Below are 16,143 nucleotides of genomic sequence, written 5' to 3' on the forward strand. Positions count from 1 at the left end.
ATTAAGGCGTAATCTGTGTTAAATTGTATATAGATTTAGAATGAGTCTAAATACAATAACAAATAAATACACATCCCAGGAGGTTATTAGAATGAGTACACAAGTTAAAAGCCATACTGAATTGCATGCTGCCCTGAACCGTCAGACAGCGAACTGGACGCTGCTTGGAGTGAAGCTGCATCATTACCACTGGTATGTCAGCGGAGCACAATTCTTCACGCTGCATGAGAAATTTGAAGAGCTGTACAATGAAGCTGCCGGTTATGTGGATGAGCTGGCTGAACGTTTGCTCGCCATTGGCGGACAACCTGCTTCCACAATGACACAATATCTGGCTCTCTCCGGACTGAAGGAAGCAACCGGCGGCGAAAGCGCGAAGGAAATGGTAGCGCAGCTGGTTAAGGACTTCACTGCCGTAGCCGAAGAGCTGAAGCAGGCGATCTCTGCTGCCGAAGAGCTTAGCGACCAGCCTACGGCTGACCTGCTGATCGGTATTAGAACAAGCGTAGAGAAAACATCCTGGATGCTGAACGCTTACCTGGCTTAAACTGTAACAAAAGTATATAAGAAGAGCGCCCGTGGTATCCGCACGGGCGCTCTTTGCAGTATGGCCGGTTATCCCGGCAGGTTTACTTGATAAATACTCCGCCAAACGGCAACGCCTCGCGCAGGAACCGTTTGATAATGCCGTCTTCATTATTATCCCGCTGAAAACGCCTGCTCTGGCGTCCGGCCTGGAACAGCACAGGCCCGTGGCCGGTCATCTTCCAGTGATAGCTCATATGCTGGCTGGCGAGATGATTGCCGTAGACCGTAAGCTCAAGCCGGGCATTCTCGGGATAGGCAATAATACTGCCGGCATCGACATACAGCGGATCAAACGGGTCAAGCTCGGCTTCACAGACTGTACCTTCTGTCAGAATGCCGATGCTGCCATGACCGGAGAATTTCACCTTGACGATATCCCGGGTAATCAGCATATTCTTCATATTCAATACTCTGGTCTGCATGGTGACTCCCTTACTGTAGAAGAACAGATGCCTGAAATCATAGAGCAGATCGCTCTTGCCGTCGAGCTGCAGCGTCTTGACACGGTAACCGGGCGGCAATGCAGCGACGAACCGGCAGGGGCCGGTGATATCCGAGCGGATCAGCTTTCGTTTGCGGTACATGCCCTTCACATCCATCAGCCGGTCCGCCCGTCCTGAAGAGGGGCCTTGATAGGCTATAATCTGCTGCGGATGGAGCACATGAACCTCTTCATTCTCTGCGACGGTAAAAGCAACAGCCTGTCCGCTGCCGCTGTCGCCTTCATCCTGGACATCAACATTCATTCCTTATGCTCCCCTCGTGCAGTGCTGTATACATGCGCTTCTTCCTCCAGCCTTAACGCAGCCGGTCGCTTCTTCTGGAACGGTGGCGCATGGTGAAGCGCAGCAGCCGGATTAGCAGGAAATAACCCAGGATAAGAGCAAGTCCGGTGATTACCGTCACCTTGATCCGGTTATAGTAATTTTCCCGTGCCGTACGGTCATTCTTCAGTTCATCGACGACCTGGCTGAGCTGGCGGTTCTGTTCCTGCAGCGCGGCATTCTGGGCCTGGTAGGTCGCCATTTGCTGCAGAGACTGGTCCAGCTGGTCTTTTGTCTGCCCCAGCTCGTCCACTGCCGTTCCAAGCTCCGCCTTTGTTTTCTGCAGTTCCTCCGCCGTCTGCTGATAGCTCTCCTGCAGTTTGTTGACTTCACCGGGCAGCTCCGAGAAGCTCTGTAGTCCATTATATAAATCAGTGAAATAGTTGGCTTTGGCCGCAGGGATATCATAAGTGAAAGAAATCCCGAGCAGCAGCAAGGCCGACCCCAGCAGCTTTATCATATTTCTTGTTGCGCGTTTGTTCATTAATGATCACCACCTGTTATAGGCTTGTTGTATTCTTATTTTATCATAGCCGGTCCTGATTTGGGCAGTGCGGGCAGCTTTAGGCATAATTACCCTTCCTGTCTATGCAGGTAACCATATGTGTAATACAGTACAAATCATATGAAGGTTTCTATTATATTGAGTGTGCACATAAATTAACGTATACTTTGAACGGAAAGGAGCTGCTTCGAGTGAATAAATGGCTCAAAACGTTGTTGTTTCTGGCAGGTTCTGCACTGTTGACCCGGTTTATTCCGTTCTCATCCTTATTCCGTAATCTGGATACGATGTTTCACGAATTCGGCCATGCGCTGGTAACCCTGCTGCTCTCGGGGAGTGTGCTGCGGATAGAGCTGCATCCCGACCATAGCGGTGTAACCTATTCAGCGATTGCCGCAGGGGGGAGGGCAATTCTTGTATCGCTGGCCGGTTATCCTCTGGCTTCACTGTTCTCATTGCTGCTCTTCTATCTATATAGTAGAGACAAGCGGCAGTGGGGGCTGATTATGGCCAGCGGTGTTGCGCTGGTGATGCTGGTGCTCTATGTACGGGGCGGCTTTGGGATGATTTGGCTGAGCGGTTTTATTCTGCTGAATGCCGCTATGCTGTTCCTTTGGCCGAAGGTCAGCAAATATTATTATTTATTTCTTGCATTTCTGACTCTGGAGGAGTCCGTAATGGGGACGCTATTTTTGGTAACGGCTTCGGTACTGACGCCTTCCCGTGCGGGGGATGCAGCAAATTTGGCCAGATTAACGCCGCTGCCGGCTATATTGTGGGCACTGCTGTTCTTCCTCTTCTCGCTGCTATGTGCCAAGTGGGCGCTGGGCTTTTTTTTCAGGGAAGAAAAAAAAGCTAACCGGGCAAGAAGCCTATAATGCGCAAAACTGTGTTCGTCATATTTTGACAAAATAATAGACTTTCGCAAAGAGGCAATTACCTTTAGTGGTAGGTTGGCTCTTTTTTTGTCGATATTATAGGACCGAACATATATTCCATGACAAGGAGTTGTCCGCCATTATTGGTACATTAATAGAAGACCCAAAAAAAGAAAGAGGTGGAAATATGCAAGCAAGTATTCAGCCCATATTTACTTGGAGCCAGGATCGGATTTTAGCAGGAGGTGCGAAGAATATTATCCTGCTCGTGGAGTGGAAAGGAGTGTCACAAGGAGAGGAATTCCGCAAGAAAAGCCGAAAGGTTGTAGCCCGGGAAATTGAGCTGCGCGTATGGCTGGAAAGCCACGTTACGGTGACCGGATGCTACGGGTGTACAGCAGAAGAAGGAGAAGGACGCTCACTGCTGCTGAAGCTGGGCAAAATCCATTCCGGGCAACGCAGGTTTATTGCTTTGGAATTTACGATGTCAGGCATGCCTGCAGGCATACATGAGGCGCTTTGGCTGCAGTGGCAATACAGACAGCCCACGGTAGAACGTATACGTGAGCTGCCGCTCAAGAAGCTCGGAATGGAATATTCACATCATACGGATGTACTGGGCGCTCAGTGTTGTTTTCATGTTGAGAAGCATGTAGAACTGCTCAAAATGGAGGGATTATTAGCAGAAAGGGAAGTGGCCAGAGCCCAAAATCAGCAGCAGGTCTCCACGGAGAAGCTGCGGCGTCAGGCGGATAAATTGCTGCTGCTCGCTGCACGTTCCGGCGATATGCAGCTTGTAAAGGAAGCGGAAGCACTCTATAAGCAGCTTGAGGTGGAGATGACTCTCTTGGGAAAGGTTGTAACGAGATAAATGTAAGGAATGCAGCAGGGATACAATAGGCAGTGATCATACATATAGGTTAAAATTTGAATCCAATTCGCAGAAATAGATAACGAATCGTGTAATATATAAATGTGGTAATATAGTAAAATAGTTCTATTATATTTTCTTATCTCGGTTATTACATCCTTGGTTATAGATATATATAACTAGTTTATTTAAAAATAATGGGTCTATTTTACCATGAATCAAGGAGAACTGAAAATGACAGACCGATTAATCCGGCTGATGCGCATTATTACGCTAGTTCAAGCCAAACCGGGAATTCTGGCCCGTGAGCTGGCGGAACGATGCGGCAACAGTGAGAGAACGATTTACCGGGATATGGATGCGCTCAGTGCCATGCATATCCCCATTACCCATATGGGACACGGTAAGGGATATGCTTTTATCGGTAATTTTGCACTGTACCCTTTGGATTGGTCAGAAGAAGAAGCAGCCGCATTTTCACAGTTGCGCAGTATTATGACGGATATCAAACCTTTACTGCCCCCGGATTTCGAAGACGCCTATGAGAAAGTGATGGCCGCAGAATATAAGCAAAAGGCAGAAAGGGAAGAAACGATGGAGAGCGCGAAGAAGGAGGCGGGTCAGCATTGGATGGAGAGAAGCGGATCTCATGGAGATCAGCCATTCTATCTGACCGGCATTCTGGATGCCGTGATGAAGCAGCGCAGTATACAGGCGGACTACAGTGAGAATGCATACGAAGAAAAAGGTATCAAAATTGATCCCTACTGCCTGGTCCCGTTGGAGAATCGTTTTCATCTGATTGGGTTTTGTCATCGCTTCGGGATCATCCGCACCTTTCATATTAACGGGTTTTCCAGTGTGAAGCCGCTGGACAGCTGGTTCTCCAAGGATAAATTTGATTTACAGGCTTTTATGGAGCAGAAGTGGTCTCTGGACCAGGATAGTCTGCAGGTAGAATTCAAAGTCAAGTTCTCGGAACGGATGATGGAGAGGCTTAAGCATGAGGAGATGTTTGTGAAGCCCAGTAGGGTGGACCGCCAGAACCGCTGTCTGCATTTTAAGGTTGCGGTGGAGCAGGATATTGGCTTTGTTCACTGGATTATGAGATACGAGGAAGAAGCTGAGATTATGGAGCCGGTCTACTACCGGGAAGTTCTCAGAAATCAGCTCGAGAAATGGCTGTCGCTATACAAATAGCGCAGTTTTTCTTTTTATATATAGGTATTTACACAGGTTGGGCATGTAATTATTCATACCAAAACACTCGTGTTAGTTATATGTGCAAATTTTCCTTGTCTAGTCGGGGTATATATAGTAAGTTATACATTAAATAACAACAATGTGTATTTAAGCGGATTATTGTAACGTGTCATGTCAGGTATTCGTTAATATATCTAACTTTTTAAATATATTTTCTATCCTGTCATTTGACCTTTGTTCAATTTTTAAGTAGAAGAGAGGTAGAGATTTGATCCAGCCCATTCTAAAAATTGAAAATTTGCACACCCACTTTTTTACAGACCGCGGTGAAGTTCCTGCAGTTGACGGTGTTGATTTGTACATTAATCCGGGTGAGGTTCTGGGTGTGGTAGGCGAATCCGGCTGTGGTAAAAGCGTAACCTCCCTGTCCATTCTGAAGCTGGTTCCGAATCCCCCGGGAAAAATCGTGGGCGGACGTATCCTGCTGAAGGGCCGTGATCTTGTCCCGCTCAAAGAGAAAGAGATGCGTAAGATCCGCGGTGACTCGGTCTCGATGATTTTTCAGGAACCGATGACTTCGCTCAATCCGCTGTTCACGGTCGGACAGCAAATTATAGAAACCGTACGCCTGCACCGCGGACTCTCCAAGAAGGAGGCCCGGGAGCACGCTGTAGAGATGCTCCGCAAGGTTGGCATTCCCCGGCCGGAGGCCATTATTGATGAATATCCGCATCAGCTGTCGGGAGGCATGCGCCAGCGTGTAATGATCGCCATGTCCATTTCCTGCAGTCCGGAGCTGCTGATTGCCGATGAGCCGACGACTGCGCTTGATGTAACGATTCAGGCACAGATTCTGGATCTGATCCGCCGGCTTAACGAAGAACAGGGTACCGCAGTTATGCTGATTACCCATGATCTTGGTGTTGTAGCGGAGATGTGCCACCGTGTTGCGGTTATGTATGCCGGCAAGGTAGTGGAGGAAGGCAGCGTACGTGATATTTTCAAGAATCCGCTGCATCCGTATACCCGGGGGCTGATCGAATCGGTACCGCGGATGGATGAAACCAGAGAACGACTGTATTCAATTCCGGGCAATGTGCCGATTCTCAGCAAAGAAATGCAGGGCTGCCGGTTCGCGCCGCGCTGCCCTGATGTCATGGATATCTGTCGTCAAAGTCTTCCGAAGCTTACGCTCCAGGAGGAACAGCACAGCTGCAGATGCTGGCTGCATGAAAGTCAACAGGAGGATGCGGTATGAGTGAGAGCCTGCTAGAGGTCAAGGGCCTTAAGAAGTATTATCCGATCAACAAAGGGTTCTTCAATCGCGCGCAGGGTTATGTCAAGGCTGTGGACGATATCTCCTTCTCGGTAAGCAAAGGTGAGACCTTTGGCCTGGTTGGAGAGAGCGGCTGCGGTAAATCCACAACCGGCCGTGCCTTGCTTCGGCTGATTGAGCCCACGGCGGGAGAGGTTTGGTTCGAAGGTCAGGATATCACGAAGCTATCTATAGAGGAGATGCGCAAGCGGCGCCGGGAGATGCAGATTGTTTTCCAGGACCCGTTCTCATCCTTAGATCCGCGCAATACCGTACAGCGTATTCTTGAAGAGCCGATGATCGTGCACGGAGTAGGCGATGCCAAGCAGCGTCGGGCTGAAGTAGAACGGCTTGCGGATGTAGTCGGGCTGGCTAAAGCGCATTTGCAGCGTTACCCGCATCAGTTCTCCGGCGGACAACGCCAGCGGATCGGGATTGCCAGAGCACTGGCGCTCCAGCCGAAGCTGATTATCGCCGATGAGCCTGTATCTGCACTGGATGTATCGATCCAGTCACAGGTCATTAACCTGATGCAGGATTTACAGAAGGAATTCGGATTGACCTATATCTTCATCGCCCATGATCTCAGCGTGGTGAAGCATATCTGCGACCGTGTTGCCGTCATGTATCTGGGACGGATTGTTGAAGTCACTGATAAGCATAAGCTCTATGCCGATCCGCAGCATCCCTATACGCAGGCACTGCTGTCCGCAGTTCCTGAGCCCGATCCTGATATCCGCAAGGAACGGATCATTCTGCAGGGTGAGGTGCCGAGTCCGGCGAATGCACCGGTCGGATGTGCTTTTAATACACGTTGTCTCAGGGTGATGGAGGTATGCCGTAATGTCAGACCGCCGCTGCAGGAGACAGGGGCCGGACATTTGACCGCGTGCCATCTGTATGATGAGGAAGTCCGTTCCCGGCTGGCCTAATGAAAGAAGGAAGAATTCAATACCGCTCTCTATGCATTGGCCCTGATATATGGCAGCGCTTTGGCGCAGCTCCATATAAACGCTTTAATACTTTTAATGAGAGAAGGGAGTTTTCTAGAGATGAAGAAGTGGAGTAGTCTTGCACTGGCAGTAACGCTGGGGGCGGTATTAACATTAAGCGGCTGCGGGGGTAACAATAACAACGCAGGCACAGAAGCGACTGCAGGCACGAATGCAGCGGCGACTACAGCACCGGAGAGCTCACCTGAAACATCGGCTAACACTCAGGATACGCTGATTCTTGGGCGCGGCGGCGATTCTGCATCGCTGGATCCGGCCATTGTCACCGATGGCGAATCCCTGAAGATTGCCCACCAGGTATTCGATTCCCTGCTGGAATACAAGCCCGGCACCTCTGAAGTACAGGCATCCCTTGCGGACAGCTGGGAGGTATCTGCTGACGGTCTGACGTATACCTTCAAGCTTCATCCGGGCGTGAAGTTCCATGACGGAACGGATTTCAACGCTGAAGCAGTAGTCTTCAACTTCACGCGCTGGAGTGATCCGGCAAGTGAGTTCAAGTTCGAAGGCGATTCCTTTGATTACTATGATTCGATGTTCGGTCCGGACGGCAGCCGTGTAATCAAAGAGGTTAAGGCTGTAGACGCCACTACGGTAAAGTTCACACTCAACCAGCCGCAGGCACCGTTCCTGCAGAATATCGCTATGACCTCCTTCGGGATTGCCAGCCCTGCTGCCATCCAGGAGAAGAAGGAGAACTTCAAGAACGAGCCGGTAGGCACAGGACCTTTCGTGTTCACGGAGTGGAAGCATAATGATTCCATTACACTGGACAAGAACCCGAACTACTGGAAAGAAGGCCTTCCTAAGCTGAACAAAGTAATCGTCCGCTCCATTCCGGACAACTCGGCACGCTTCAATGCCCTGCAGAACGGCGAGATCGATCTAATGGAGGATTTAAGCCCGGATGATCTGTCCACACTTGAAGGCAATACTGAGCTGCAGAAGATTGAGCGCCCGCCGTTCAATGTAGCGTACCTCGGCTTCAACTTTAAGAAGAAACCTTTTGATAATGTGAAAGTAAGACAGGCGCTGAACTATGCGGTGAACAAACAGGCAATCATCGATGCATTCTTCTCAGGCCAGGCTACTGCAGCGGTTAACCCGATGCCGCCTTCACTGTGGGGCTACAACGATGCTGTGCAGGATTATGATTATGATCTGGACAAAGCAAAGGCACTGCTGGCGGAAGCTGGTTACCCTGACGGCCTGCCGGATACAGTAACCCTCTATGCTATGCCGGTATCCCGGCCTTACATGCCAGACGGCAAGAAGGTTGCGGAAGCCATTCAGGCGGACTGGGAGAAAATCGGTGTGAAGACGGTTATTGAATCTCCGGAATGGGCGACTTATCTGGATGACACCAAAGCCGGCGAGAAGGATGATATCTACATGCTCGGCTGGACCGGCGATAATGGTGACCCGGATAACTTCCTGTATACGCTGCTCGATAAGGATGCTATCCCCGGCAATAACCGTACCTTCTATGTGAATGAAGATCTGCACACGATCCTGATCAATGCCCAGAAGGAAACGGATCAGGCGAAACGCTCCGACCTGTACAAACAGGCTCAGGAGATCATCAAAGCGGATGCACCGTGGATTCCGCTTGTGCACACTACACCGCTGCTGGCTGCGAAGGCCAATCTGAAAGGATTCGTTCCAGGCCCTACAGGTACGGAATATTACAGCGAAATTTACTTCGAATAGTATGCTCCATAAGCATTTCCTTGCCGCCGCATGCCGGGCGGCAAGTTATGCTTAAGGACCACTGGAAGGTGAGCCAACTTGAACTCCTACCTATTAAAACGTGTCATGGTTTTATTTCCTGTGCTGATCGGAATGACGATTATCGTCTTCTCCATTATTCATGCCATTCCGGGTGATCCGGCAGAAACCATTCTGGGCCAAAAGGCAACCGAGCAGTCCAAACAGGCGCTGCGCGAGCAGCTTGGTCTCGACAAACCATGGCTGCAGCAATACTTCAACTATATGGGCGATTTGGTGCAGGGCGATCTGGGAACCTCGATCCGGACCAAAACACCGATTGCCAAAGAGATTATGCCTTATCTGGCGGCAACGCTGGAGCTTACGGCAGCAAGTATGCTGTTCGCTACGATTGTAGGAGTGAACGCCGGTATTCTAAGTGCCTGGCGGCAGAATTCCTGGTTTGATTATACCGCGATGATTATAGCGCTCATTGGCGTGTCCATGCCGATCTTCTGGCTGGGGCTGATGGAGCAGATGTTATTCGCGCTGAAGCTGCACTGGCTGCCCTCGATAGGCAGAATGGATCAGCGGAATCCAGTGGAGAGTATAACCAATCTGTATGTGATCGACACGATACTGGCAGGAGACTGGCGCCAGCTGTGGACGGTCATTAAGCATCTGATCCTGCCAAGCATAGCACTGGGCACCATTCCGATGGCAATTATTGCCCGGATGACCCGTTCGAGCATGCTGGAGGTCATGAACTCCGACTATATCCGTACGGCAAAGGCCAAAGGATTGTCGCAATTCCTTGTCGTATATAAGCATGCACTTAAGAATGCGCTGATTCCCGTGCTGACCGTAGTAGGTCTGCAGACAGGTGCGCTTCTCGGCGGTGCGGTGCTGACAGAGACAATCTTTGCCTGGCCGGGCGTGGGAAGATATATATTTGAGGCGATCAGCTCACGCGACTATCCGGTAATCCAGACCGGTATCCTGATCATTGCTTTTATCTTCGTATTCATTAATCTGCTGGTGGATCTGCTCTATGCCGTCATTGATCCGCGCATCAACTACAAGTGAGGGGGGAACCTATGGGACAGGCATCAATTCAAGTAACGCCCCCGGCTGTACCTGCTGACAAGGTTTCCGGGCCTTGGCGGGATGCGTGGAAGGCTTTCCGCAAGAATAAGACAGCGATGCTCGGCCTTGGCATCATTGTGTTTTTTGTGCTGATTGCCCTGCTGGCACCCTTCATCGCGCCTTACGGCTTCAAGGAGCAGGAGCTGGTCAACCGGCTCAAGGCGCCGTCCGCTGACCACTGGTTCGGTACAGATGATCTGGGCAGAGATATGTTCACCCGTATTCTATACGGTGCCCGGATATCTCTCTGGGTGGGCTTCTTCTCGGTTATCGGTTCCATTGTTGTCGGTACGTTTCTGGGGATTCTTGCGGGATTCTACGGCAAATGGATCGATATGCTGATCTCCCGCATGTTCGATATTCTGCTGGCCTTCCCGAGTATTCTGCTGGCTATTGCCATCGTAGCCATTCTGGGGCCTTCGCTGCAGAATGCGCTATATGCCATCGCCATAGTTAATATCCCTACCTATGGCCGGCTGGTAAGGGCCAAGGTACTCTCTCTGAAATCGGAGGAGTACATTACGGCAGCCCGGGCGATCGGAATGACGAATAACCGCATTCTGCTGACCCATATTCTGCCGAACAGCTTAACGCCGATTATCGTGCAAGGGACACTTGGCATCGCCACTGCGATTATTGAGGCAGCTGCACTTGGTTTCCTGGGACTCGGCGCACAGCCGCCCGATCCGGAATGGGGCAAGATGCTCTCGGATTCACGGCAGTTCATTCAGAAGGCACCCTGGACGGTTATTTTCCCGGGGCTGTCCATTATGCTGACCGTGCTAGGCTTCAACCTGGTAGGGGACGGCCTGCGCGACGTGCTTGACCCGCGTATGAAGAATTAACTTCTGTTCACTGATAGCCCTGCAGGCCTTTGGCTTGTAAGGGCTATTTTTTCTGAGTAGCTATACTTACAGCTGGAATTATCACTTGTTCATGTCAATAATAACTAAATATAATCAAACATAATCAAAACGTATAGTAAAACCAAAAAAGATGTGCTAGAATAGCACCAAAATATATAAGATACATACATGGGAGGAATGGAAATGTTCAAGAAGCTGGGGTTAGTGTTAGTGGCGGGATTGGTAGCGGCGGGATTGTCTGCTGCACCTGGTGAACGGGCACAGGCAGCTAAGAAAACTGAAATTATTATATCTGCGGCAGCCAGCCTGCAGGACAGTCTCGACAAGATTGCCGTGACTTACGAGAAGCAGCATCCCGGTATTGATCTTGTTTTTAACTACGGTGCTTCCGGTACGCTGCAAAAGCAGATTGAACAAGGCGCTCCGGCCGATCTGTTCTTCTCTGCAGGAGACAAACAGATGACTGCCCTGGTAGATGGCGGGCTCATTAGTGATAATACGGAACTGCTGAAGAATCAGCTGGTTCTCGTGGTGCCTTCTGATTCGAAGACTTCCATTACTACAATCACCCAGCTTACCGATAAAGCCTTCAAGAAGGTGGCTGTCGGCCAGCCGGAATCCGTGCCGGCCGGGCAATATGCGCAGCAGTCATTGACGGCTAAGAAGGTATGGGATACGCTGCAGAGCAAGCTGGTCTTTGCCAAGGATGTCCGTCAGGTATTGTCTTATGTGGAAACAGGCAATGCAGATGCCGGCTTCGTCTACAAGACAGACGCGCTTACGTCGAACAAAGTGAAGATTGCCCTGACAGTGGGCGGACATGTGCACAAGGCCATTAATTATCCGGTAGGCATTGTTAAGGAGTCCCCGCATCAGGCGGAGGCCAAGGCATTCTACGATTATGTACAGACAACAGCGGCGGACGCGGTATTTACAAGCTACGGCTTTCAATTAGCACAATAATAACTACTATATAAATGGGGTGAGAAGAGATGGAGATCAATTGGACCGATTTTTTCGCCCCGGTCTGGCTTTCGGTCAAGATTTCAGTGATTACCAGCATTATAGTGTTCTTACTGGCTACGCTCGCAGCCAAGAAGATGGCAGGGCGGAGGTTCTTCGGACACAGCCTGGTTGAAACGGTCCTGCTGCTTCCGCTGGTTCTGCCGCCGACGGTTGTCGGCTTCGTCCTGCTGGTGATCCTCGGCCGGCGGAGCTGGATTGGCAGGCTGTATGAGCAGTTCACCGAGCATACCATTCTGTTTACCTGGGGCGCGGCAGTCATTGCCGCAGTAGTGGTTGCTTTCCCCTTGGTATACAGGACAGTCAAGGCGGGCTTTGAAGGGGTGGAGAAGGATCTTGAGGATGCCGCTCGGGCGCAGGGAGCCAGCGAGCTTCAGGTCCTGCGCTATGTAACCCTTCCGCTGGCCAGCCGTTCACTGGCCGCAGGTTACGTGCTCGGGTTTGCCCGCGGGCTGGGCGAATTCGGCGCAACGATTATGGTAGCGGGGAACATCCCCGGACGTACCCAGACGGTGCCGACCGCAATCTATGTAGCGGTTGACGGCGGCAACATGACGCTGGCCTGGATGTGGGTATGCTCAATCATTGTCATCTCGGCCCTTATGCTGATGTTTGTTAACCGCCGATCCTGACGGAGTGTAAGCTAAATTACCCCCGGCATCACCAGAAATTCTGGAGATACCGGGGGTTTATCATTGGGGCATTCCCATACCCATTCTGCGGTAATCGGAAGGGGATACGCCGGTCTCTTTCTTGAAGATCCGGTTAAAGGACCGGTAATTCTCAAAACCGATAGATTCGGAAATTTCGAATGTCTTATGATCCGTGGTAAGCAGCAGCAGCTTTGCCTTTTCAATCCGCAGACGGGACAGGTATTGAATGAAGCTTTCGCCTACTGCTTTTTTGAACATGGAGCTGAAATAAGGCACACTGTAATTAATCGAAGCTGCCAGCTCCTCCAGCTTATAGGGATAGCTGAGGTCTTCGCGCATATGCTGAATGATTCTTGTAATCGAAGCATCGATCTTCCGGCCGCCCTCCTGAAGCTGCTGAAGCTTGCGGAAATAATCACAGGTCGCCTCGTGTACGGAGTTGAAGGTTTGGCACAGCTCCATTTTTTTACGCAGGTCCGCTTCGAGATCCGCACCGCCCTCTGCTCCAATAACGTTATGGCTCATATCCAGGAAGACTCTCAAATATAAGGATTTGATCTGCTCCGGGTCCCAGGATTGCTCCATAGCCTGGCGGTATAAGGAGAGGCGCTCCTGCTCCAGTGCAGCCGTGTTCAAATGCGGCTCCAGCAGTGCTTTCTTGAGTACCTTGCTCCAGAATCGGCTAAGGGGCTCCGGAATCCGCTGGAAACGGGCGATCTGTTCCCAATCCTCAATAGCAATGCTATCGCCAAAGCGGTAAAAGAAAGGATAGGGGGCAGAAGCCAGCCGTTTCAGTGCCTCAGGCCGGGCCTTCAGTCCCTGGCCGAAGCTGCACTGCAGGGCAATGCAGCTCATTTTGAGATTGGCGGCAAAGGAATCCAGCACCTGTTCCGGGAAATTGGGGCGCATAGCCTTTGACGTATCGGTGTATATGGCGAGAAAACGTCCCTTGTCGAGCGCGATGACTTTATTCGGGCCTATGCCGGCCAGCAGCTCCTTGAGTACGTTGACTCCGGCGAATTGCCACAGCTTCAGCTCTTCAAGCTGATCGATCGGGAAGCGAAGGGAATTCCTGTCCAGCTCCAGCAGCAATACCTTGAAGCTTTGTTCGTGAAGCGGGAGCTGAGCGTCCTCCAGACTGCGCAGCCATTTGGCTTCTGCCGCCGGATTCAGCAGCATATCCAGAAAGAGGCTCTGCTCAATCTCCACCTCGCTGAGGCGGACCTGCTGTTCCAGCTGGAGATGCTTTTCCCGGGTTTCATCAAGTGAGTTCACCTGGGAGGCCAGCTCCTCCATCGTCCGGGTCAACAGGCCGGGATCAGAAAGACAATCATCTTTAATGAGATAGGCTGCAGCCTTCAGATGAATGGCCTGCTGGGCATAATGGAAATCCTGGTGGCAGGTAAGGATGATGATCTGCGGAGGACGTTCTCCGCTTTTCTCAATTTCACTTAGCATCTCAAGCCCATTCATGCCCGGCATGGTGATATCGGTTACGACAAGCTCCGGCTTGTGCTTCAGGAACAATTCCAGTCCGTCCCGGCCGTCTTCGGCTTCGCCGACCAGCGTGAACAAATCGGTACGCTCTTCAATGAAATGCCGGAATACCGTTCTTGCCGGAATTTCGTCCTCCACGAGCACAACTCTATAGGGATTCATGAGGCTCCTCCTTTACAAGAACATTCTCAGACGGCAGCATAATACGGATCGTCAGCCCTTCACCCGGAGCACTGGAGAGCAGAATTTGCGCGTCCCCTCCGAACAGCAGCTTCATCCGCAGCCATACATTCTGCAGCCCGATGTTCTCCGTGGACTCTTCATGGAGCAGATGGAGCTGCAGCTTCTTCAGTTCGGCTTCCGCAAGGCCAATCCCGTCGTCAGTAATCTCAAGGATGATATAGTTCTTCCCGGTATCGGTGAAGACCCGTATACTGATATGCCCTTCCGGCGTTTTACGCGGAAGAATCCCATGGAACACAGAATTTTCGATCAGCGGCTGGAGGCTCAGCTTCGGAATCTGCATACTCTGCAGCGGCTCCTCGATGCTTGACTCCAGCCGGATTTGACATTTATACCGCATATTGAGCAGCCCCACATAATCCGCCAAGTAATCAAGCTCCTGCCGAAGCTGCACGGTCTGCTCGAAATTCTCCATAGAGTACCGCAGCAGCGCGACCAGCCGGCCCATCAGCGAATTGATCTTCTCATAATCCTTCATCATGGCGAACATCCGGATGGTATTTAAGGTATTGTACATGAAATGGGGATTAATCTGCGATTGCAGCGCTCTAATCTCCAGCTTGCGCTTCAGGTCCTCCGAATCATGCAAATCTGCCAGCAGATCCTGAATGCGGACAGCCATCGTATTAAGCATCCGGCCCAGATCTCCGATTTCATTATTGGCAAAATGAGTGACCCGGGCCTCGAAATGCCCTTTCTTAAGCGCATCGACCTGCCGCTTCACGGCTTGCAGCGGCCGGTATAACTGATACCCGAACCCGACAACGCATAGTGCCCCCAGCACCGCAAGAATGACCAGGAAATAAGTTACGGTCCGCCGGATAATGTCTGCGCTGGCGGTAAGCTCCTTGGACGGAATCTCCGAGACCACGATCCAGTTGTCGTAGGTGGAGGTCTGTTTGACTGAGACAATGGAAGAGCCGGCTGCGAATTGATCGGGGCGGTTCAGCTCTTTCCAGTGCTTGAGAATACCCTGTACACGCCGGGTATCCTCGGCTTTCTCAAGCTTGCTGGTTGTAGCAATCGTCAGCCCGTCTTCGGTCAACAGCGAAATGGAGCCCTCGCTCCCGAGCTGAATATTCTCGATCTGCCGCTGGTATTGGTTATTGCTCATGGAGATCAGCAGCACTCCCTTCAAGTCCTCATACAAGTCGAAGGGAACCCGTGAGATATAATAGGTGGAAGAGTCCAGAATCGCAAGTTCCGGCAAAGAGTGCTTATCCAGAAAAATATTAGGTTTCCCCGAGGCCAAATACGTTTCAATCAGCGGCCGGTAAGGGGAATCCGCAAGGGCAGCCGGAGCCTCCGTAGAAGAGAGCACTTCCCCTGTAATAGCTGAATAGACCTGCAGCCCCTCTACATTCCCGATAATCGCCGAGGCGCTGCTGAGCACGGAGATCAGGTCCTTTTTGCGGACAACCTCTTCAAAATATTGGGCCGACGGTGAAACCAGCGCGCCTTGAATCGACGAAATACGTGAGTATTGCTCGCTTAATTCCCTCAGCCGGGTCATGGTTAATTCAATCCGGTCTACGACCTGATTGACAAGCTGGGCATTCAGACGGTTCACCTGTTTCTCAACGGTTGTGGTGGATACGCTTACAGAGATAATAGACAATACAATCAGCGGAATCACGGAGATGGCGAACATGACGAGAATCATCTTGATATAGAAGCTCCGCCGCAAAAAGCTGAAAAATTGTGAACTCATAGGAACCCCTTCCGTTAACCGGTTTTAGACGCTGGATGCTGGATAGGCTATCCTATAAAGATTATAGTACATTGGAGAATAAGGAGAAACACAGATCCGA

15 protein-coding genes are annotated in these 16,143 nt (G+C 50.9%); 11 read left to right on the plus strand and 4 right to left on the minus strand.

The genetic code is table 11. The features are described 5' to 3' along the window. Positions 1-91: 91 nt before the first annotated feature. On the plus strand, positions 92-547 hold the full coding sequence (locus NSU01_RS05515) for a DNA starvation/stationary phase protection protein (RefSeq protein WP_042133976.1): 456 nt from the start codon (positions 92-94) through the stop codon (positions 545-547). 82 nt (positions 548-629) lie between these two features. On the opposite strand, the gene NSU01_RS05520 is transcribed toward NSU01_RS05515, so the two are convergent. Both NSU01_RS05520 and NSU01_RS05525 read right to left on the minus strand, forming a co-directional pair. Then, the gene (locus NSU01_RS05520) at positions 630-1,334 is read right to left on the minus strand and encodes an AIM24 family protein (protein WP_042133978.1); all 705 of its coding nucleotides are present in this window, start codon (positions 1,332-1,334) and stop codon (positions 630-632) included. A 52-nt stretch (positions 1,335-1,386) separates the two neighbouring features. Continuing rightward, entirely contained in the window at positions 1,387-1,896 is a 510-nt protein-coding gene (locus tag NSU01_RS05525; RefSeq protein WP_042133980.1) for a hypothetical protein, read from the minus strand. Positions 1,897-2,108: 212 nt separating this feature from the next. Between NSU01_RS05525 and NSU01_RS05530 the strand changes: the two genes are divergently transcribed. From NSU01_RS05530 to modB, 10 genes are all read left to right on the plus strand, one after another. Continuing rightward, a complete protein-coding gene (locus tag NSU01_RS05530; RefSeq protein WP_042133981.1) occupies positions 2,109-2,795 on the plus strand; it encodes a M50 family metallopeptidase in 687 nt (228 codons plus the stop codon). A 187-nt stretch (positions 2,796-2,982) separates the two neighbouring features. Beyond that, complete coding sequence (locus NSU01_RS05535; protein ID WP_042133982.1) at positions 2,983-3,666, plus strand: hypothetical protein; 684 nt, start codon at positions 2,983-2,985, stop codon at positions 3,664-3,666. 234 nt (positions 3,667-3,900) lie between these two features. After that, on the plus strand, positions 3,901-4,866 hold the full coding sequence (locus tag NSU01_RS05540; RefSeq protein WP_076247430.1) for a WYL domain-containing protein: 966 nt from the start codon (positions 3,901-3,903) through the stop codon (positions 4,864-4,866). Between the two features lie 271 nt (positions 4,867-5,137). Next, positions 5,138-6,127 carry an ABC transporter ATP-binding protein gene (locus NSU01_RS05545; protein ID WP_042133986.1) on the plus strand — a complete coding sequence of 330 codons (990 nt, stop codon included), beginning with the start codon at positions 5,138-5,140 and terminating at the stop codon, positions 6,125-6,127. After that, a complete protein-coding gene (locus NSU01_RS05550) occupies positions 6,124-7,116 on the plus strand; it encodes a dipeptide ABC transporter ATP-binding protein (RefSeq protein WP_076247433.1) in 993 nt (330 codons plus the stop codon). Before NSU01_RS05545 ends, NSU01_RS05550 begins: the two co-directional genes overlap by 4 nt. Positions 7,117-7,236: 120 nt before the next feature. Next, a complete protein-coding gene (locus NSU01_RS05555; RefSeq protein WP_231575292.1) occupies positions 7,237-8,907 on the plus strand; it encodes an ABC transporter substrate-binding protein in 1,671 nt (556 codons plus the stop codon). 78 nt (positions 8,908-8,985) lie between these two features. Next, positions 8,986-9,990, plus strand: coding sequence for an ABC transporter permease (locus NSU01_RS05560; RefSeq protein ID WP_042133990.1), 1,005 nt, complete (start codon positions 8,986-8,988; stop codon positions 9,988-9,990). An 11-nt stretch (positions 9,991-10,001) separates the two neighbouring features. Then, positions 10,002-10,895, plus strand: a complete 894-nt coding sequence (gene nikC, locus NSU01_RS05565; RefSeq protein ID WP_042133992.1) for a nickel transporter permease — start codon at positions 10,002-10,004, stop codon at positions 10,893-10,895. A 204-nt stretch (positions 10,896-11,099) separates the two neighbouring features. Continuing rightward, positions 11,100-11,879 (plus strand): molybdate ABC transporter substrate-binding protein, encoded by a 780-nt coding sequence (gene modA / locus NSU01_RS05570; RefSeq protein ID WP_042133995.1) that lies wholly within the window; start codon positions 11,100-11,102, stop codon positions 11,877-11,879. A 29-nt stretch (positions 11,880-11,908) separates the two neighbouring features. Next, entirely contained in the window at positions 11,909-12,571 is a 663-nt protein-coding gene (modB, locus tag NSU01_RS05575) for a molybdate ABC transporter permease subunit (protein WP_042133997.1), read from the plus strand. Positions 12,572-12,631: 60 nt separating this feature from the next. Here the strand turns inward: modB and NSU01_RS05580 are convergent, their stop codons facing one another. Both NSU01_RS05580 and NSU01_RS05585 read right to left on the minus strand, forming a co-directional pair. After that, positions 12,632-14,251 (minus strand): helix-turn-helix domain-containing protein, encoded by a 1,620-nt coding sequence (locus NSU01_RS05580; protein ID WP_076247436.1) that lies wholly within the window; start codon positions 14,249-14,251, stop codon positions 12,632-12,634. After that, complete coding sequence (locus NSU01_RS05585; protein WP_076247439.1) at positions 14,238-16,043, minus strand: sensor histidine kinase; 1,806 nt, start codon at positions 16,041-16,043, stop codon at positions 14,238-14,240. The genes NSU01_RS05580 and NSU01_RS05585 overlap by 14 nt, the downstream gene beginning before the upstream one ends. Positions 16,044-16,143 lie beyond the last annotated feature (100 nt).

The organism is Paenibacillus sp. FSL H8-0259 (assembly GCF_037963255.1).
In the GTDB taxonomy this organism is placed as follows: domain Bacteria; phylum Bacillota; class Bacilli; order Paenibacillales; family Paenibacillaceae; genus Paenibacillus_AQ; species Paenibacillus_AQ phytohabitans.